General features: G+C 41.2%; 21 protein-coding genes, 1 tRNA gene and 1 other RNA gene. 12 read left to right on the forward strand and 11 right to left on the reverse strand.

The window, feature by feature from the left end; all coding sequences use genetic code 11:
* Positions 1-295: 295 nt before the first annotated feature.
* From CL667_04680 to CL667_04720, 9 genes are all read left to right on the forward strand, one after another.
* Positions 296-454: a 50S ribosomal protein L34 gene (locus tag CL667_04680; GenBank protein MAL16989.1), complete on the forward strand. Its 159-nt coding sequence runs from the start codon at positions 296-298 to the stop codon at positions 452-454.
* The gene (locus CL667_04685; protein MAL16990.1) at positions 432-866 is read left to right on the forward strand and encodes a hypothetical protein; all 435 of its coding nucleotides are present in this window, start codon (positions 432-434) and stop codon (positions 864-866) included. The genes CL667_04680 and CL667_04685 overlap by 23 nt, the downstream gene beginning before the upstream one ends.
* An 11-nt stretch (positions 867-877) precedes the next feature.
* Positions 878-2,671, forward strand: coding sequence for a hypothetical protein (locus CL667_04690; GenBank protein MAL16991.1), 1,794 nt, complete (start codon positions 878-880; stop codon positions 2,669-2,671).
* Positions 2,672-2,844: 173 nt separating this feature from the next.
* The gene (locus CL667_04695) at positions 2,845-3,837 is read left to right on the forward strand and encodes a hypothetical protein (GenBank protein MAL16992.1); all 993 of its coding nucleotides are present in this window, start codon (positions 2,845-2,847) and stop codon (positions 3,835-3,837) included.
* A gap of 71 nt (positions 3,838-3,908) precedes the next feature.
* Positions 3,909-5,246 (forward strand): Xaa-Pro aminopeptidase, encoded by a 1,338-nt coding sequence (locus CL667_04700; protein ID MAL16993.1) that lies wholly within the window; start codon positions 3,909-3,911, stop codon positions 5,244-5,246.
* A gap of 59 nt (positions 5,247-5,305) precedes the next feature.
* Positions 5,306-5,719, forward strand: coding sequence for a four helix bundle protein (locus CL667_04705; GenBank protein MAL16994.1), 414 nt, complete (start codon positions 5,306-5,308; stop codon positions 5,717-5,719).
* A gap of 36 nt (positions 5,720-5,755) precedes the next feature.
* Positions 5,756-6,979, forward strand: coding sequence for a 4-hydroxy-3-methylbut-2-enyl diphosphate reductase (ispH, locus tag CL667_04710; GenBank protein ID MAL16995.1), 1,224 nt, complete (start codon positions 5,756-5,758; stop codon positions 6,977-6,979).
* 59 nt (positions 6,980-7,038) lie between these two features.
* Entirely contained in the window at positions 7,039-7,458 is a 420-nt protein-coding gene (locus tag CL667_04715; GenBank protein ID MAL16996.1) for a hypothetical protein, read from the forward strand.
* A gap of 95 nt (positions 7,459-7,553) precedes the next feature.
* Positions 7,554-8,030 (forward strand): hypothetical protein, encoded by a 477-nt coding sequence (locus CL667_04720; GenBank protein ID MAL16997.1) that lies wholly within the window; start codon positions 7,554-7,556, stop codon positions 8,028-8,030.
* A 56-nt stretch (positions 8,031-8,086) separates the two neighbouring features.
* Here the strand turns inward: CL667_04720 and CL667_04725 are convergent, their stop codons facing one another.
* Complete coding sequence (locus tag CL667_04725; protein MAL16998.1) at positions 8,087-8,662, reverse strand: hypothetical protein; 576 nt, start codon at positions 8,660-8,662, stop codon at positions 8,087-8,089.
* A gap of 401 nt (positions 8,663-9,063) precedes the next feature.
* Between CL667_04725 and ffs the strand changes: the two genes are divergently transcribed.
* Positions 9,064-9,164, forward strand: an RNA gene (gene ffs, locus CL667_04730) — signal recognition particle sRNA small type.
* An 86-nt stretch (positions 9,165-9,250) separates the two neighbouring features.
* On the opposite strand, the gene CL667_04735 is transcribed toward ffs, so the two are convergent.
* Entirely contained in the window at positions 9,251-9,799 is a 549-nt protein-coding gene (locus CL667_04735) for a hypothetical protein (protein ID MAL16999.1), read from the reverse strand.
* A 21-nt stretch (positions 9,800-9,820) separates the two neighbouring features.
* Positions 9,821-10,927, reverse strand: a complete 1,107-nt coding sequence (locus CL667_04740) for an amidohydrolase (GenBank protein ID MAL17000.1) — start codon at positions 10,925-10,927, stop codon at positions 9,821-9,823.
* A gap of 135 nt (positions 10,928-11,062) precedes the next feature.
* Here CL667_04740 and CL667_04745 point away from each other — a divergent pair, with 135 nt between their 5' ends.
* On the forward strand, positions 11,063-11,590 hold the full coding sequence (locus CL667_04745) for a hypothetical protein (protein MAL17001.1): 528 nt from the start codon (positions 11,063-11,065) through the stop codon (positions 11,588-11,590).
* A gap of 92 nt (positions 11,591-11,682) precedes the next feature.
* Here the strand turns inward: CL667_04745 and msrA are convergent, their stop codons facing one another.
* On the reverse strand, positions 11,683-12,321 hold the full coding sequence (gene msrA / locus CL667_04750) for a peptide-methionine (S)-S-oxide reductase (protein MAL17002.1): 639 nt from the start codon (positions 12,319-12,321) through the stop codon (positions 11,683-11,685).
* A 183-nt stretch (positions 12,322-12,504) separates the two neighbouring features.
* Here msrA and CL667_04755 point away from each other — a divergent pair, with 183 nt between their 5' ends.
* A complete protein-coding gene (locus CL667_04755; protein ID MAL17003.1) occupies positions 12,505-13,329 on the forward strand; it encodes a creatininase in 825 nt (274 codons plus the stop codon).
* A 28-nt stretch (positions 13,330-13,357) separates the two neighbouring features.
* Here CL667_04755 and CL667_04760 read toward each other — a convergent pair whose 3' ends face one another.
* The 7 genes from CL667_04760 to folB form a co-directional block, all read right to left on the reverse strand.
* A complete protein-coding gene (locus CL667_04760; GenBank protein MAL17004.1) occupies positions 13,358-13,759 on the reverse strand; it encodes a hypothetical protein in 402 nt (133 codons plus the stop codon).
* 533 nt (positions 13,760-14,292) lie between these two features.
* Positions 14,293-14,376 (reverse strand) — tRNA-Leu (locus CL667_04765).
* Positions 14,377-14,746: 370 nt separating this feature from the next.
* Positions 14,747-15,301: a hypothetical protein gene (locus CL667_04770; protein ID MAL17005.1), complete on the reverse strand. Its 555-nt coding sequence runs from the start codon at positions 15,299-15,301 to the stop codon at positions 14,747-14,749.
* A 9-nt stretch (positions 15,302-15,310) separates the two neighbouring features.
* The gene (locus tag CL667_04775) at positions 15,311-15,499 is read right to left on the reverse strand and encodes a hypothetical protein (GenBank protein MAL17006.1); all 189 of its coding nucleotides are present in this window, start codon (positions 15,497-15,499) and stop codon (positions 15,311-15,313) included.
* A 3-nt stretch (positions 15,500-15,502) separates the two neighbouring features.
* Positions 15,503-16,144, reverse strand: coding sequence for a deoxynucleoside kinase (locus tag CL667_04780; protein ID MAL17007.1), 642 nt, complete (start codon positions 16,142-16,144; stop codon positions 15,503-15,505).
* Positions 16,145-16,147: 3 nt separating this feature from the next.
* Positions 16,148-16,636 carry a 2-amino-4-hydroxy-6-hydroxymethyldihydropteridine diphosphokinase gene (folK, locus tag CL667_04785; GenBank protein MAL17008.1) on the reverse strand — a complete coding sequence of 163 codons (489 nt, stop codon included), beginning with the start codon at positions 16,634-16,636 and terminating at the stop codon, positions 16,148-16,150.
* Positions 16,624-16,983, reverse strand: coding sequence for a dihydroneopterin aldolase (gene folB, locus CL667_04790; GenBank protein ID MAL17009.1), 360 nt, complete (start codon positions 16,981-16,983; stop codon positions 16,624-16,626). The genes folK and folB overlap by 13 nt, the downstream gene beginning before the upstream one ends.
* Position 16,984: the final 1 nt, after the last annotated feature.

The raw sequence follows: 16,984 nt of genomic DNA on the forward strand, positions 1-16,984 counted from the left end.
GCTGGAAGAATTAAAAGCGTTGAACAAACACCCCCCTCGCTCCAGACGCTCTGCGTCGGAGCGAATAGCAGAGACAATCCAGGCACGGAACACAGGGAATGAGATAAAGAACAAAACAAAAGTTTAGAAGACGAATCTTCAATTTTCAGCGATCCAAACTTCAAGACTTTCCGATACAAAACACTCCTTTAGCGGGCAAGATTTTAGATGAAATAATAGTTCTGATTTTTCTGAGATTCTACTTATATTTAAAGCCTTTTTCGGATAAGAAATTGAATACAAAATATCCCAATTCATGAAACGCACGTACCAACCAAGTAACAGGAAGCGCAAGAACAAACACGGTTTTAGAGAACGTATGTCTACTAAAAACGGACGCAAGACTATTGCGAGCCGTCGTAAGAAAGGCCGTCATAAGCTAACCGTTAGTGATGAGAAGAAAGGAGCCAAGTAACCTTACGGGTTCTCCTGATCGCAGATTTAGATTATCTAAATCTCACATCTTACGTGGCAGGCGAAATTTTGAGGAGCTGTTTTCAAGCTCCTCACTTCTTATTAAATCTTCGGATATAATTCTTCGCTATACCACGAATTCTGACGCTGATAAGAATATTCTTGTCGGCTTCATTGCTCCAAAAAAAATCGGTAATGCCGTTAAACGGACACGCACCAAGCGGCTTCTACGCGAAGCTTATCGACTTAATCAACACATTATTACAGATTTGCCGGATATAGCACAGATAGGACTCCACTACGCTTTTATGGCAAAACACGCTAATCTAACATTTGACGCTGCCGAGCGTAACGTCACTGAACTACTCGGAAAGCTGCGCGATCAATTGCTTTCAAAAAATTCACCCCTTTAAAATCTATACTCTTGGATAAGAATACCGCCACCGGATTTGCCCTGATTTTTGTACTCATGTTGGGATGGTTCTATTTCACGATGCCATCCGAAGAACAACTGGCAGATCAACGAAGAGAACAAGCTGCTCAAGACAGCCTCGCCCTCATTGAGCAAAACCGACAGGATTCAATTGCCCAAACGGAAGCATCGAATGAACCTGAAGAGCGCCAACAACCTTCCATTAGTGAGGAGCAAGACGATGCGCCTGTTGTCAGAGGTCTTTTCGCAAACAGCACTATCACGGAAGAGTCTGAAATTGAGGTTGCCACTCCCCTCTATACCGTCACTTTCACGAACCGCGGTGCCGGACCCAATTCTTTTATCCTCAATGATTATGACACTTGGGACGGTCGCCCAGTTCAGTTAATCGCTGATACAGCACATTCTGCTTACAACATTGGATTCCTTTCAACTGATAATTACAATGTTGAGACTCAAAACATTTTATTCCGTCAGGTGACATCCGGTTCTTCCATGCGTGTTTCATCGGGAGAACAGCGTGAAATTCGATATGAACTTGAGCTGGAAGATGGCCGTCAGGTCGTGGTTACCTACTTATTGAATGGTAACAACTATGAAATTGATGTAGATATACAGTTTGTTGGATTGCAGGATTATGTAGTCGGCCGAAGTATCGATTTTGGCTGGACCTCACCGCTTCGATTCACAGAAAAAGATCATACTCAGGATGCACTTGCAACCTCCGCTTATGTTTATGCCGGGGGTGAACTTGAGCAGTTTAAGCTTGACGAAGCCGGTCGCGAAGAAACAACTATCAACGGAAATATTGACTGGGCCGCTACCAAAACGAAATTTTTTACGCAACTTATTAAGCCACTTTCTCCAACTGATGCTGCAATGCTAACCGGAGAAGTAACCGGGGCTATTGATAATCAGAACACCGAGCATCGATACACTTCTTCTATCCGGGCAGATCTTGATCAAGACGGTACAGCCTCATTCCAGTTGTTTGTTGGCCCGATGAAATATCGTGAAATCGTAAAAGTAGATGAGCATGCCTACGATATGGTGGACGTTGGGTGGAGCTGGTTACGCTGGTTCTCCGATCCATTTGTTCGCTGGATGGTGATTCCATTTTTTGAATTTCTTTCAGGTTATATCTCCAACTTTGGTGTGATCATTATTGTATTTGCTTCGCTGGTGAAGCTGGTTCTGTCTCCTCTTACCTATAAGAGTTACAAAAGCATGGGGGCAATGAGTGAGTTACAGCCTCAAATGAAGGAAATACAGGAGAAGTACAAAGACAATCCACAGAAGCAGCAAAAAGCGACGATGGATCTGTACAGGAAGAACAAGGTCAACCCGCTTGGCGGTTGTTTGCCTAACTTACTGCAGTTCCCAATTTTGATTACGCTTTGGCGATATTTCCAGAATTCAATTCTCATTCGTCAGGAAGAGTTTTTGTGGGCTGCTGATCTTTCCGCACCTGATTATATTATTAGCCTGCCATTCAGTGTTCCTTTCCTTGGAGATAGCATTGCCGGTTTTGTATTGCTGATGACGGCTGCCATGATGGTTCAAAGTAAGCTGACCGGCGGTATGAGCGGTGGCGGTGCAAGCAGTCCAATGGCTGGGCAGATGAAGATGCTTCAGTATATCTTCCCATTCATGCTTCTGTTTATTTTCAACAATTTTGCAGCAGGATTGAGTCTTTACTACTTAATCTTCAATGTGCTTTCTATCATTCAGCAGTTCTTCATCAAGAGAAGCCTGCATGCTGATAAGGAAGAGGCTAAGGCGTAAGTTAGCTGTTGGCTTTCAGACTTCAGCTCTCAGTAACTGTGTATGACAGAACTGATAGCTGAGTGCTGAAAGTTGTTTTTTCTTAGATTAACGTGAGTTTGAAATAAAGTATCTGAAGTTGTCATCCTGAGCGCTTAGAAAGCTATACAAAACACATTTGTTGAACGCGAAGGATCTCAAAGTGTATCAAAGTTGGGTATTTCGAATTCACGTTAGATTATAGTTATGTGTTTGAACCAGAATTCTACTCATTGTTAAGTAAAGCCCTCTCACATTTTCCGCAGTTTCGATTTCGCGAAGGTCAGAAAAGGCTGTGGAACCCCATTCTGAAAAAGACGTTCGCCAACCTTCCCGAAGAGCGGGTTCGGTTAGCTTTAATTGATTACCTGACCCTTGAAGCAGGTCAATCTTCATCCCGTATTTCCTTTGAGAGCCCTGTAAAACTAGTCGGCGACAAATCCTCTTCCCGGACCGATATTATCTGTTATGGCAGTGATTTCGAACCCTTGTTACTGGTTGAGTGTAAAGCTCCGGAAATAAAACTGGACGAAAAAGCTGCAGTTCAAATAGCCCGTTATAATCAAAAAGTGGGTGCGCCTTATCTCTTGGTGAGTAACGGAGTGTTAGATTTTTGGTTCAAGGTTGAAGGAGAGGAAGTTCTTTACCAAGATGAGATTCCGGATTTATTTCAACCCCAAAAAGAGGCAGTTAAAAAATTCAGCTATTGGGAAGACCGGGGATTTTTAGGTGAGGAGCTATCACCGGAAGCAAAAGCTTATGCTCTTGAATCAGTTGTAGATTTATTTGAAGCTCCATATCAGCCCATAAAATACCTGAGCTTTGATGATTATTCCCCTGAATTTTCCTTAGGGCATTATTACCGAATATTTGGACTGGAAAAAAATGTGAAGTTAGGGCTTAGTATTTCAGCAAATCCATTTGGTGGAACACGACTCAATGCCATATTAAATCAGAAAGGTAGCAACGTGGCTTTCAGTTCATCCTCCCTCGATTTGATAGCAGGTAAGGAAAGCCCCAATACAGAAATTCACTCTGCAAAAGGTGTAACTAAAGTTGATATAAAAGCTGAACTCGGCTTTAGTTTTGAAAATGCGCTGACCGATTTGATTCCAGATCTGCATGATTTATTAAATCAACATTCCTGACGCTGAGAGTCGATATTAGTCGGGCATTTTGGTATTCTTGAGACCCTAAAACTAACCAACAATTTATCCTCATGATGCACAGTAAACATCGCGAAAAGTTATTCTCATTATTTGATGAAGGCCAAAATGGAGTCGTTTTTATTCAGGGTTCAGATATCCTCTATAGAAATGAAACCGATTACGAATATCCCTTTCGTCAGGAGTCAAACTTCTGGTATTTAACGGGGGTAAATGAGCCTGAATGTGCACTGATCCTGGACCTTAAAACAGAGGATTATCATTTATTTGTACCAAAGCGGGATGCACAATATGCGGTGTGGCATGGATATGTAAAATCGTTAGATTCATATCATGAGCAATACAGTCCGGATCATCTCCATTATGGGAATGAAATTTTGACGGTGATGAATGAAATCAAACCGGAGAAGGTGTATTGCCTGAATGAAGCCGATGCCGAGCTGATTGAAGATTTAAATCGTGGCTTTGAAGCAGATGTGGAAGCCTTACAAGATGCACTTACCTACTGCCGTGTGCTAAAAACGGACGAGGAGTTGGAGTACATGCGGAAGTCTGCTCAGGTGAATAACCTTGCACATACCGAAGTAATGAAGGCGATTAAGCCGGGCATGTATGAGTATGAGATGAAGGCGCTTTTCACTAAGATTCAGTATGAAAATGGACTGCAGCAGGATGCTTACAACGGTATTTTCGCCAGTGGTAAAAACGGAGCTATTCTTCATTATGTAGAAAACACCAGCCAAATTAAAGATGGCGATTTATTTTTACTGGATGCCGGTCATGAGTACAAAGGCTACGCATCAGATATCACGAGAACTTATCCGGCCAACGGTAAATTCACAAGCCTGCAAGCCGGAGTCTACGATGGCGTACTGGAAGCCTTGAATTCTTGCATCGAGAAAGTAGAGCCCGGAATCAAAATGGAAGATCTTCATCTCCATGCTGCCCGAACTATTATGCAAGGACTTAAAGAAGCTGACTTAGTAAAAGGTTCGGTTGATGATATGATGGAGAACGACATCTTTGCTTTATTCTTCCCTCATGGCTTGGGGCACTTCCTTGGATTAGATACGCATGATGTGGGTGGATATCCAAAAGGAGTAGAGCGAATTGATCGTCCTGGAATTCAGTACCTGAGAGCACGCAGAGATTTACAGCCTGGAATGGTGATCACTATTGAACCCGGTTGTTATTTTGTGCCTGCATTGCTAATTCCTGCCATTGAAGATGACACACAATCGAAATTCCTAAATGCCGATAAATTGACCAAGATGTTCGAGTTTGGCGGAATTCGCATTGAAGATGATATTGTTGTCACCGATGACGGTTATGAAAACCTCACGGATGTACCTAAAGAAAGAGCAGATATTGAGAAAATTATTGGTGCTTAGTTAGTCGTTGATTTCGTTATTCGTTAATGGTGTAATAGTTGGGAAATAAGAAACAAGATATTGCCACTTTTGAAGACCTGTTGGTTTGGCAGGTTTCAAGAGATTTACGAAAACGAATTTCTTCACTTTGTAAAGCACTACCAAAGGAAGAGACATTTAAGTTAAAAGACCAGATGATTAGAGCTTCACGGTCAGTAACAGCAAATATTGCAGAAGGATATGGTCGTTTTCATTATCAGGAGAATATCCAATATTCCAGGCAAGCCAGAGGTTCACTGTACGAATTAATAGATCATTTGTCATGCGGATTCGATGAAGAATACTTTGACAAGAAAGAAGTTGCCGAATTAAAAAAAGAAACAATAAGGGCAATCAAACTTGTCAACGGATATATTGGTTATCTAAAAAGAACGAAGGCTGACCATGTTAAAGAGCCAGAAGTCGATTACACGATTAACGAAATAAACGAATAACGAACATTGGCAAGAAAAAAATTCGACATACCGGAAATGTACCAATCGCCCATCATCCGAAAGGTGAAGGAGGCGACGAAGATCATAGATCCTATGAAAAAAGATCTGGAACCGACCTTACTCGACTTTGGTCCGGTACAGTTCTACATCCCCCGCTTTTTTGGATTTTGCTATGGTGTAGAGAATGCCATCGATATTGCTTACCGAACAGTAGCTGAAAACCCGGATAAGAGTATTTATCTGCTCAGCGAAATGATTCACAATCCTACCGTAAACGAGGATTTATTAAAACGAGGTGTGAAGTTTTTATTTGATACCGATGGGACTGAACGCATTCCAATCTCTTCGCTTAGTTCTGAAGATATTGTGATTGTTCCAGCTTTTGGAACCACCATTGAAATTCAGGAACTGCTGCAAGAAGTTGGTATTGATCCTTATCAGTACAACACCACATGCCCATTTGTGGAGAAGGTATGGAAGCGTGGAAAGCAGCTCGGTAAAAAAGATTACAGCCTGGTGGTTCACGGGAAACACCGGCATGAAGAAACCCGGGCGACATTTTCCCACAGCGCTGATCATTCTGAAGTTGTTGTAGTTTTAAATCCCGAAGAAGCTCAAATTCTGGCAGATATTCTCACCGAAGATCGTCCGCTTTCTGATTTTGAAAAATACTTTGGTCACAAATCTACGGAAGGATTTAATCCACTGGAAGATATGATCCGGTTTGGGGTGATTAACCAAACAACGATGCTGGCTACCGAAACACAGCGCGTAATGGATATCCTAAAAGAAGCAGCCATCAAAAGATATGGAGAAGCAGATATCATTGATCACTTTGCAGAAACTTCTGATACCCTTTGCTATGCGACCAATGAAAATCAGTCAGCAACGCTCGCCTTAGCTGAAACAGATGCTGATGTTGCTTTAGTTGTTGGTGGATATAATTCTTCCAATACCATGCATCTGGTAGAGATCTTGGAACACGAATTCCCAACGTATCACGTGCGTGACAAAGGGGAACTTTCAGCTAAAAGGATCCAGCATTTCAATCAGTGGGATAAAGAGATGAAGCAGACAGATAGCTGGCTTCCATCCAATAAAAACCCACTAAAAGTAGCCCTAACTTCAGGTGCTTCCTGCCCTGATGTATTAGTAGACGAAGTTTTGCTACAAGTGCTGGAGTATTTCGAAGGCACCAAAGATGTGGAAGAAGTCATCAAGCCTTTTGAAGATAAGCTGGAAGCGGAAGAAGCAAATTAGTTTAATCGTTATTCATTAATCGAGTTGGATCGATTAACGAATACACAAATAACGAAAACATGTGGATTCAAAAAGAATTTAAGCTATCACCGAAGTCAAGAGGATATCATATCGTAACTGATGAAATTCTTCGGGAAGTACCTGAAATCAAGGATATAAAAACCGGGCTGGCACACATCTTTATCCAGCATACAAGCGCAGGTTTGACGATCAATGAAAATGCGGACCCATCAGTACGCAGGGATTTTGAATCACATTTTAGCAGAGCAGTTCCTGAAGACACTTCTCTTTACGAGCATACGCTGGAAGGCACCGATGATATGACTTCCCACATCAAAAGCTCGCTGCTTGGGTCATCTGTTTCTATTCCCATCACAAACGGTCGATTTAATTTAGGAACCTGGCAAGGGGTTTATTTGTGTGAACATCGTAACCATGGCGGGGCGAGACGGTTGGTAGTTACTATTAATGGTGAGTAATTCTCAGTTTTTTTTATTTAATTAGGTTCAAGCACATTAGCCAACCCTCGCAGTATAATTGAGCTTTTCTTAGAGGATTCACTCAAAATCCCTGAATGATGAAAAACGTAAAGGTCGGATTACTGTTTTTAGTAATAATTGCTTTCTCAACTCAGCTTTACTCACAACAAAATCCAAGAGAAGAAAGACCTTTTGGACTAAGTTTCTATGGCGGAGGCCCGTCGCTTTTCGCTTCTGTTTCAGCAGATTACTTTGTCTCAAACAAGGTGAGTTTTGAGGCTGGGGGAGGGTTGTTTGGAGTACATGCAGGTGGCCGAATTCATTCCAAGGGAGAACTTTCTGATAGGAGATGGACGTTTAATTCGGGTTTACTCTTCGCTTTTTATGGAGAAACAGTTGGCACGGACCACCTTACCTTCATACCACTAGGATATCAGTTTATCGGAGAACAAGGATTTAATTTTGCGATAGAGGGTCTGATAATAGGGGATGTTTTAGCTGGTTTAATTCTTCAACAGGGACTTGCCTTTATTCCTGTATGGCCGGGTATAAAATTTGGCTATCGGTTTTAGAGGAATTTATTTTATTACGGGTATAGTTTCTGATCCGTTGTATTTAGTAAGCCGAGCTAAAGACCTTTCCGAATTCTCAATAACCGATCAATGGGGCTCCGGTTATCGGGATTTACCAGATGGTCATGATGCTTATTAGAGTACTTCACATCTTCAGTTGAGAAAAATGCTTCAGGATCTACGTCTTTAACGATCTCAAAAATATTATTCAGTTTCTTTCTTTTTAGAACGGAGAAAATCACCTTTACGTCATTAAAGCCGCCTTTAGCATCCACACTTGTAACAGCTACTCCGGCCTCCTTTAAGGCTTCAATGAGATCTCCTGCCTTATAGAGGGTTATGATACGTACTAAAACAGTACCTACTTTCATCTTTTCCTCAATGTATAAGCCGATGAAAGTACCTGCTGAGAATCCCGCTGCGTACGCAATATAGTTAACCCAGTGATTAAGGTTATTGAGTAGCTGCGCTACAACTATCACCCAAATCAATACTTCGAAAAAACCAAGTAAGGCCGATTGCCATTTATAGCCACGGGAAACCATGGTAATGCGTAAGGTCCCGAGAGAAACATCTGCGATACGGGAAAAGAAAATAATGATGGGAAGTGCAAAAAAAGATAATTCGGGCATAATGAATAGTTAATTGAACCCAAAGATATGAATAATCTTAAGCCTTAATAAACGGGAAGTTTCGAAAGGTTTCTAAAAATTAAAATGTCTCCCATTTGATAAAAAAGGGAGGCTTGGAAAGGTGAAAATTACACTACTCTGATGGAGTTGAATTCTCAGCTTGGTTACACATTTTCTGAATGACTACCGAGGCCATTCTTTTCATCCCAAACCAAAAGGCCAGTCCTAGTGACAGGCAAGCTGCTCCACATAAAAGGAAAAATGGCATATTTCGCAATACTTTCGACAATATGGGACTGCTTAACAACAAGTATCAGTTATGTGGGCTATTATAAATTGGCAAATATTCTATGAATTTAATCTTGATAGTGGACCCCAATAACCCTTATCTTAAAAGCCTTGGGCAAGTCCTATACAGCCAGCTCCCTTTGAACTCCATCAGGGCGGGAACGCAGCAGTGGTAATCTGGTCGTAGCGGCGTGATATAGGTCGCTTGCCCATTTTTTTATTTATGAAATTGATGAACATAAAAAAGCCCCGCACATAAACGAATGTGCGGGGCTTTTTTTTATAGTCTGAAATCTTGAATTACATAGAACCAGTAGTAATCGGTACGGCAACTTTAGTAGTTCCCCAATGTAGGTTTAAATGTGCTTTTGTGTCAGTAAGCGTATCAAAATAGATGGTAAAACGCTCCATCATGGTTGCTCCGTTATTTACTGCAGCAGCTGGTACCCGAACGTAATCTTCACCCATATCATACTGGGTTCCCCAAGATAATTTATTGTTGAGGATGATTGTCCATTCATCGCCATTTGGCAGAGAATATAGAGAGTAAGTTCCTGCTTCAACTTCTTCGCCACCTACCATTACATCATCAGAAAAAGCAATAGCTGCAGATTCATTAGCACCGGTTCTCCAAACTTTGCCTACTGGAGCAAGTGTTTCGAGCTCTCGTCCTTTTAAACCGGGACGTCCATAGGTTACTGTTACTTCAGTTGTACCAATAGTTTGGCTAACAGAAGCATTTGGGCTTGGACGAGCACTGCTGTTGCTGCGGTCTTGAGCAACAGCTGTTTCAGCTACAAAAAAAGTAGCCAGTACCAATAAAAAAGAAAGTTGTATTAGTTTCTTCATGGTTATCAAATTTAATTTAGGTTAGTTAGATATTTCAAATAAAGATTCATCGATATCGGGCAGAATCTTCAAGGCGTTTTTGTAATACACTTTTCGTAACACTTCATCCGGCAAATCCAATCCATACATTTGCCAAAAAGCGTGTCGTCTTCGAAAATAGTCAAAATACTCGTCATCGCTTTCCAATACACGGAAGTATGTCCAATACTCAACAGGGCGGTAGGTATCTTTCCCAAACAGTAGGCGGTCCTGATATTTAATAAAGAATTCTTTGGCAAAACGAGGCTGGCGTCCTAATTCAGCAATGATAGCGGCAGTCTCGGTATATACATTTGGAAATTCATCCAGGTGCTCACCAAGTCGTTCTAAGTCGTTTGCCATCCAGCCAAAGTGAGCATTGATGAATGTTGTCTCCGGATGTTTGCGGAATACATTCCATTGTTCATTCATAACAACCTCCCAGCTGGGGTAGCGGGTTGAGTCTCCACGGTGGCGGCTTGGGAACTGTTTCATTTCCAACCATCGCTCGTTGGTTTCGTCAATAGGTTCCCAAAACTCTGCAGGTTCACCGGTATGAATTAGGACGGGCATGCCCAATTCCCCAGCTTTTGCCCACACAGGGTCAATTCTGGGGTCGTCGGTTTGGACTCGGTTTCCTTCAGAATCCTGAACAGTTAGTCCAAGGTTCTTAAATATCTTTACGCCCCGTGCCCCATTGTTGTAATCTTCTTCCAGTTGAGCAACGGTACGTTCAGTCCAGTTAGGGTCATCAATCCCATCAAAATCAATATTGGCGAAAACGATGAAGCGACCGGGGGCTTGTTCACGGGCGGCATCGACCATGGCCTTCAATGTTTCTCCGGAACGGCCACTGAGATTTACCAGCACTTTCATGTTCAGGCTGTCCATTTGTTGAGTTATTTCACTTAAATTCATAGAAGCCATTCTCCAAAGGTGGCTGTGAATATCTACAAAGGGAAACTTGGCTTCTTCAACCACTTCGCCCGGAACCACCAGCGTCGATTCAGGCTGATATTCCTCAAAAGTCATAGTAGTGTCTGCTTGATGCTGGGCTAAAGATAAATTAGCAGAGAAAAGGAGCAGTATTAAAATCGAATATTTCTTCATTCCATGAATAGTTAGAGCAAAAGTTTAAGAAACCTATAATACAGGTAGTAACTAAATAAAAAAAGAACAGGTTTTGTTTTGCTCAAGCCGTTAGTTTCAAGAACTTTAAAGAAAAAACATAGACAGGCATAGTAGATGAAGTTAATAGGAGTATGTATTACGATAACTCTATTTCTCGGAGCTGAATTTTATAACAACTCTAAAGATCAGAAAAAAACTGAAATTGGAAATCTTAAACTGAATACAGATACGACGTCCAGCTGGCTTGGAGAATGGAATTTTGAGACCATTACTAACGAGGGGAAGATTGTTATGACCATTAAGCTAGTTGAAGATGGTAGTGGATTTAGAGGCTGGCATTGTATGACCGATGGGAGAATTTTGGGTGGGGCAAGCGATTGTGCTGACCTGACAGGAAATACACCTCAGTATACATTGAAGAACTCCACACAAATAGAAAGTACTATCTTGGAGTTTGATTTTACTTCCGGATATATCCCGAGAAATGGTAAAGCCAGACTCATAAAAGTTGATGATCGTACTATTCGGTTCATTATTACAGATCCTCCTCCTCAATTTAAACTATCGCCGTTAGCAAATTACCTGTTATTGAATGAGGGACTTGGCACGGATGCCTTAGGTGGGGTTATACTAACTAAGTAGAGCTTGCGTGGTTTAATTTCAAAAAAAAGAATAGATATAAAAAAAGCCCCGCACCTTACTAAAGCACGGGACTTACGGGATTGAGTAGAAAATTAATTCACTTTCTCAGTTTCTTTCAGTAAGTGACTGAATTCTTTTTTGAACTTCTTCACTTTAGGAGCAATTACGAATGAGCAATAACCGGCGTTGGGATTATTCTCAAAGTAATTCTGGTGGTAATTTTCAGCTACAAAATAATTTTCAAGCGGCTGAATTTTAGTCACAATTGGATCATCCCATAAATCGGATTCGTCCGTTTTCTTCAAAGAAGCTTCTGCAATTTTCTTCTGCTCTTCATTATGATAGAAAATCACGGAGCGATATTGTGTACCTACATCATTTCCCTGACGGTTTAATGTGGTAGGGTTGTGTGTGTGCCATAGAACTTCCAACAGTTCTTCGTAAGAAATTACATTCGGATCAAAGTGAATCCGTGCAACTTCAGCATGACCGGTGCGCCCTGAAGTCACTTCTCGATAAGAAGGGTTTTCAATATGACCACCAGAGTAGCCTGATTCCACGTGCTCTATGCCTTCTACAATTTCATAAATAGCTTCCACGCACCAGAAACATCCTGCGCCAAAAGTTGCTTTCTCTAAATTTTTCTCGTTATTCATATCCATGTCCTGAGCTGATAATGATAATGTTGAGAGACCTAAAATAAGTCCACTGATAAATAATGATTTAAACATGACAATCTACCATCTAATTACGGTTTCATTGAATAGACTACATTGGTTTTAATTCTATTACACGATTAGTAACAATTACTTTACCAAACTTCGTTTCTTAGAATACCGACCATTGCTTTGCTTTCATCATAAAATACGCGTTCATTCTAAAATCAGATTGAAAACAAACTTAATAGCCCGGTTATGAAGTATCTTTATCTTTTCCTTTGCTCTTTTTTGATGTTAAATCAACATGCTGACGCCCAGCAAGAACCAACTACCCGTGAAATGAATCTCATTAACTGGATGGAGTTTGCGGAGTTTATTCCCAGCCAAATCGAAACGGTACTGCTTCCGGTTGGCACGCTTGAACCGCATGGAGTGATTCCAAATGGCTCAGATAACCTGGCACCTGAAGCCATGGCTAAGGCGCTTGCAGATGAAGTGAACGCCATGATTGCCCCAACGTTAAATTATGGCGTTACCGGGAGTCTGGCGGGTTACCCCGGGGCTTTTGCCATCAGCGAAGAATCGTATCAGGGGTTTGTGGGTGATATCATTCGGGGTATGGCGAAGAACAAATTCAAGAACATTATTATTCTGAATGGACACGGCGGACCACAAACAGCCATTTTGCAAAACGTAGCGACTGAACTTTCTCAGGCTCTGGAAGTGCGGATTCTGGTGGTGAATTGGTGGAGTGTAGCCTCAGAAGATACTTTTGCGGTGTTTGGTGAAAATGGAGGTCACGCCGGAAATAACGAAAGTGGATACATGCAGGCTATAGTCCCGGATCACATTCACCCCGAAAGATACACCGGCGAAGAAATGACGACGCCCTATCCGAGCGGGAGCACATGGTCAGCCTATCCGTTTCCCTCATCCATTGGTTTATATGAAGCAGGGCAGGGCTTCCCAACGTTTGATCAGGATCAGGCAGATGAGTACTTCAGCAGAGTAAACACCCGAATTGGGAATTTGATTAAGGATGTGATTGCTAAATGGGAGCTGGCGGGGTTGTACAAATAAAAAGGGGATCATTTGACCCCCTTTTTAATCATCTATTTGAATTCAATTTTTTCAACCTGGAGTGTACATACTTGAGTAGTATTTCAAGTAATTCACTTTTTCCATAATTATCTGGCTTCACGTAATCAGAAGCTTCCTGAACTAGAAAACCAGTTGTTCCACCAAGAGAGTAAGCAGATTGGTGTTCTTCCAATAAGAACTCTTCATTGATTTGGTGAATACATCTCAGATTCCTGATTAAACTATATGGGAGTTTACTGGTTGTCTCCATCAGTTCACAGATTTCAAGAAAACTGTACCTCCTAATTGACTTCCTGTCAATTTTGAAATGTTTGAAGGTATATTTGTACAATTCTCTCTTTATCGAATTATAGTTGCTGATCAGTAGTATCTGATCACGGGTGAGGGTAGAAATTTTTAAGTCTTTCATTGTGTACTTCGTTAGTGTATTTAATGTTGTTGAAACCTTCGTAGATGAGAGACAATATTAATATTACTAATCCCGATACCTTATCTCCTAAAGAAGTACTCTTAATATAGACGGGTATTGATGTTTGGGCAAGAAATAAATCAATTACTTTTCCACAATATTTGAGATATATCCACATCTGTGAATTCAAATATTCCAATAAAGTTATATTGATTATAAAAATAGTATAAATATTGAATATTAGATTGGCTTTGGAATAAAATATTAAGTCTAGGTAATACAAGTCTAGGTAGATGGGCTGAAAATTATTCACAAAAAAAATTAGTGACATTATGAATAAGGATCATTAATGCAATAATTATTATAATATAGAATAAATTATGAATTAAATTATTTATATAAATAGCACTCTAAAATTACACCAACATCACTGTGCTATCTTAATCTTTCGGGGAGCAAAGCAACGAGTTCAAATAGTTAAGAGATAAGAAAAAAGCCTGTTTCTTTATTCAAGAAACAGGCTTTGGTAAAAGTGCTCACGAGAGGAGTCGAACCTCCACGACCGTTAGGTCACACGCCCCTCAAGCGTGCGCGTCTACCAATTCCGCCACGTGAGCATTGGTAGTAAATCAAGGGCGACAAATATAGCGTTTTTAAGCTTCAAAGTTCAACGGATTTCCACAAAAAAACCCATCCAAATAAATGAATGGGTTTTGCTGAGTGTACATCCGTTCAGATATTCACGTCAGGCTTAGGCGAATTGCTCTTATTCAACCATAAGACGATTCGCTTTAGCCTTTAGTTTTATAATCTATCATTTACTCCGACGCAGAGCGTCAGGAGCAAGGTGAAAAAGTCATTCCTGCGAAGGCAGGAATCTTGATGTAATAAATGTAACGTGATTCTTTTCTGCCATCCGGATCTCGGGCCTTCGCCGCGAGATGACTTGATCGAGCATTAATACATTCAGATTTGAGTGTTCCTTGTTCAAAGTTCGTCTTCGCCTTCAAGCTGACGCTTGGCATAATCGTTCTCAGGATCAATCTTGAGCGCCTGCTCGTAATAAGTGGCAGCTTTATCAGGTTGACCGCCTTTGTTAATCATGTCGCCCATCAGGATCCAGTTCTCGGCATCTTTTGGATCTTTTTTGATTCGCTCGATTAAATAAGGAATAGCTTCTTGGCCGCGGTCAGTCATCAACATTAACATAACTTTGTTACGGTGAGCAGCTGAGGTGTCGCTAAGCTCAATGGCTTTATCAAAATCTTCTTCTGCTCCGTCAAGCTTTTCCAGTTGCATGCGTACATTTCCGCGGAGGTTGTAGTACGGAGCGTTGTCATCATCGAGCTTGATTGCTTTTTCAATGGCTTCAATACTATGGCTCCACTGATTGAGCTGCTGCATAACCAAAGCTTCCAGGTAGTAAGCTTCGTGGGAATCGGGTTCTTCTTTCTGCAACTCTCGTGCTACGTCCAAAGCATAATCGATGTCTTTTTCGCGTAGTAATTCAAATCCTTTATTTAGTTTCTCTTCGAAATTCATGGAGTGTGTTTAGTTGTCTTTATTAGAAAGATCTTCGTATTCGGCTTCTTCAATTTCATCAAAATTCTTTCCCCTGTTTCTGGACGATCCAGAAAATGGGTTGAAATTTTGTTGGCGCTTACTGGAAGGTAAGAACAATCGGTTGATATATCTTATCACAAAGAAAAATGCTATGCTGAAAACTATAAACTTAAGCATGGCTCAAGGCGCAATATGAATGTGTGTGTTAGTGTGAACCGGCTTTTCAAAAATTTGCTCTTCAATATAAGCAAGGTGTTCTTCATTATTGACAAAATCTATCTCAGAAGCATTCAATACAATTAACGGAGCCCGGTTATAATGGTGGAAAAAATGGTTGTAGGCATCATTAAGCTCTTTCAGATATTCCGGGGTTATGTTTCGCTCGTAATCGCGCCCACGGTTATTGATGTTCTCCATGAGCCGTTCAATGGATGACTGTATATAAATAATCAGGTCAGGTTGTGGGGCAATCCCGGTCATTATGTTGAAAATGTTGTCGTACAGGGCCATCTCATCCTGATCGAGATTCAGCCGTGCAAAAATGCGATCTTTGTCAAAAATGTAATCTGAAATCGTAAACTGATGAAACAGATCCTGGCTCATCATATTTTGCTGCTGCTTAAAACGGCTCGCTAAAAAAGCCAGCTGTGTTTGGAAGGCATATCGCTCACGGTCTTCATAAAATTTTGGCAAAAAAGCATTGTCTTCAAACTCTTCCAAAACAAGGCGGGCGTTCCGGCGCTCAGCCAACAGAGTGGCAAGAGAAGTTTTACCTGCTCCAATCACACCTTCAATGGCAATAAAATCATAAGAGTTGGGCATCAGCTACCAGTTCAATGTAGTTTTAACAATTTTGAGACTCGGCGCTTCTTCAATGAGTGCGTTAATGTGCTGTGCGGAATTAGGATCTTTCCATTGAGGAAAAACGTCGCTTAGCGGCAATAACACAAACAAACGCCGGGTGTATTCCTGATGGGGAATGATAAGGCTATCTGTTTCAATGACCAAGTTATCATAGGCAATAATATCCAAATCAATAGTGCGGGCAGTCCATTTGGGATAGCGGGAGGGACGGCCTTGTTTTTTTTCCTGAGCTTTAAGCTTCTCAAATAATTTTTCAGGAGAGAGGTCGGTTTCAATGACAATCACTCCGTTTAGAAAATCATTTTCTGAAGGGCCAACCGGTTCCGATTTATAGATACTGGATTTTTGGGGCTGTGAATCCGAGAGGTTTTCTAAAAAGGCTGAAGCTTTCTGTAGTTGTTGATGAGGATCATTCAAATTTGAACCCAGTGCAATCACTACCTGGGCCATGACATCCTCGCCTCGGTATAAGCAACAGGAGCCTTAATTGGAGGATTTAACTTGCGAACGCATACTTCAAGTTCTTCCGCTTCTTTAAAGTGATTTGCAAGTTTAGTCCCAATATCGAAACAGAGCCGTTCAATGAGATCAACCGAATCTCCATGCATTACCGATGCGGTTATTTCCTGAACCTTGGTGTAGTTGATGGCATCTTTCAGATTATCCGTGGAGGCAGCCTTCGATAAGTCAGCTTGGAAAACTACGTCCACCTCAAAGTCGTTGCCTTCTATTTTTTCCTGTTCTTGAACTCCGTGCAGACCATGAAATTTCATTCCTTTAACAGAGAGGGAATCCATG

This window comes from Balneola sp., from assembly GCA_002694685.1.
Taxonomy (GTDB): domain Bacteria; phylum Bacteroidota; class Rhodothermia; order Balneolales; family Balneolaceae; genus Gracilimonas.

Excerpts from the sequence above, each read along its gene's own strand:
- CL667_04715 (MAL16996.1), top strand. The coding sequence starts at position 7,039 with ATGTGGATTCAAAAAGAATTTAAGCTATCACCGAAGTCAAGAGGATAT.
- msrA (MAL17002.1), bottom strand. The coding sequence starts at position 12,321 with ATGTTTAAATCATTATTTATCAGTGGACTTATTTTAGGTCTCTCAACA.
- CL667_04775 (MAL17006.1), bottom strand. The coding sequence starts at position 15,499 with ATGCTTAAGTTTATAGTTTTCAGCATAGCATTTTTCTTTGTGATAAGA.
- CL667_04755 (MAL17003.1), top strand. The coding sequence starts at position 12,505 with ATGAAGTATCTTTATCTTTTCCTTTGCTCTTTTTTGATGTTAAATCAA.
- CL667_04685 (MAL16990.1), top strand. The coding sequence starts at position 432 with ATGAGAAGAAAGGAGCCAAGTAACCTTACGGGTTCTCCTGATCGCAGA.
- folB (MAL17009.1), bottom strand. The coding sequence starts at position 16,983 with ATGGATTCCCTCTCTGTTAAAGGAATGAAATTTCATGGTCTGCACGGA.
- CL667_04760 (MAL17004.1), bottom strand. The coding sequence starts at position 13,759 with ATGAAAGACTTAAAAATTTCTACCCTCACCCGTGATCAGATACTACTG.
- CL667_04725 (MAL16998.1), bottom strand. The coding sequence starts at position 8,662 with ATGCCCGAATTATCTTTTTTTGCACTTCCCATCATTATTTTCTTTTCC.
- CL667_04780 (MAL17007.1), bottom strand. The coding sequence starts at position 16,144 with ATGCCCAACTCTTATGATTTTATTGCCATTGAAGGTGTGATTGGAGCA.
- CL667_04740 (MAL17000.1), bottom strand. The coding sequence starts at position 10,927 with ATGAAGAAATATTCGATTTTAATACTGCTCCTTTTCTCTGCTAATTTA.
- CL667_04745 (MAL17001.1), top strand. The coding sequence starts at position 11,063 with ATGAAGTTAATAGGAGTATGTATTACGATAACTCTATTTCTCGGAGCT.
- CL667_04735 (MAL16999.1), bottom strand. The coding sequence starts at position 9,799 with ATGAAGAAACTAATACAACTTTCTTTTTTATTGGTACTGGCTACTTTT.
- CL667_04720 (MAL16997.1), top strand. The coding sequence starts at position 7,554 with ATGATGAAAAACGTAAAGGTCGGATTACTGTTTTTAGTAATAATTGCT.
- CL667_04680 (MAL16989.1), top strand. The coding sequence starts at position 296 with ATGAAACGCACGTACCAACCAAGTAACAGGAAGCGCAAGAACAAACAC.
- ispH (MAL16995.1), top strand. The coding sequence starts at position 5,756 with ATGTACCAATCGCCCATCATCCGAAAGGTGAAGGAGGCGACGAAGATC.
- CL667_04700 (MAL16993.1), top strand. The coding sequence starts at position 3,909 with ATGATGCACAGTAAACATCGCGAAAAGTTATTCTCATTATTTGATGAA.
- folK (MAL17008.1), bottom strand. The coding sequence starts at position 16,636 with ATGGCCCAGGTAGTGATTGCACTGGGTTCAAATTTGAATGATCCTCAT.
- CL667_04770 (MAL17005.1), bottom strand. The coding sequence starts at position 15,301 with ATGAATTTCGAAGAGAAACTAAATAAAGGATTTGAATTACTACGCGAA.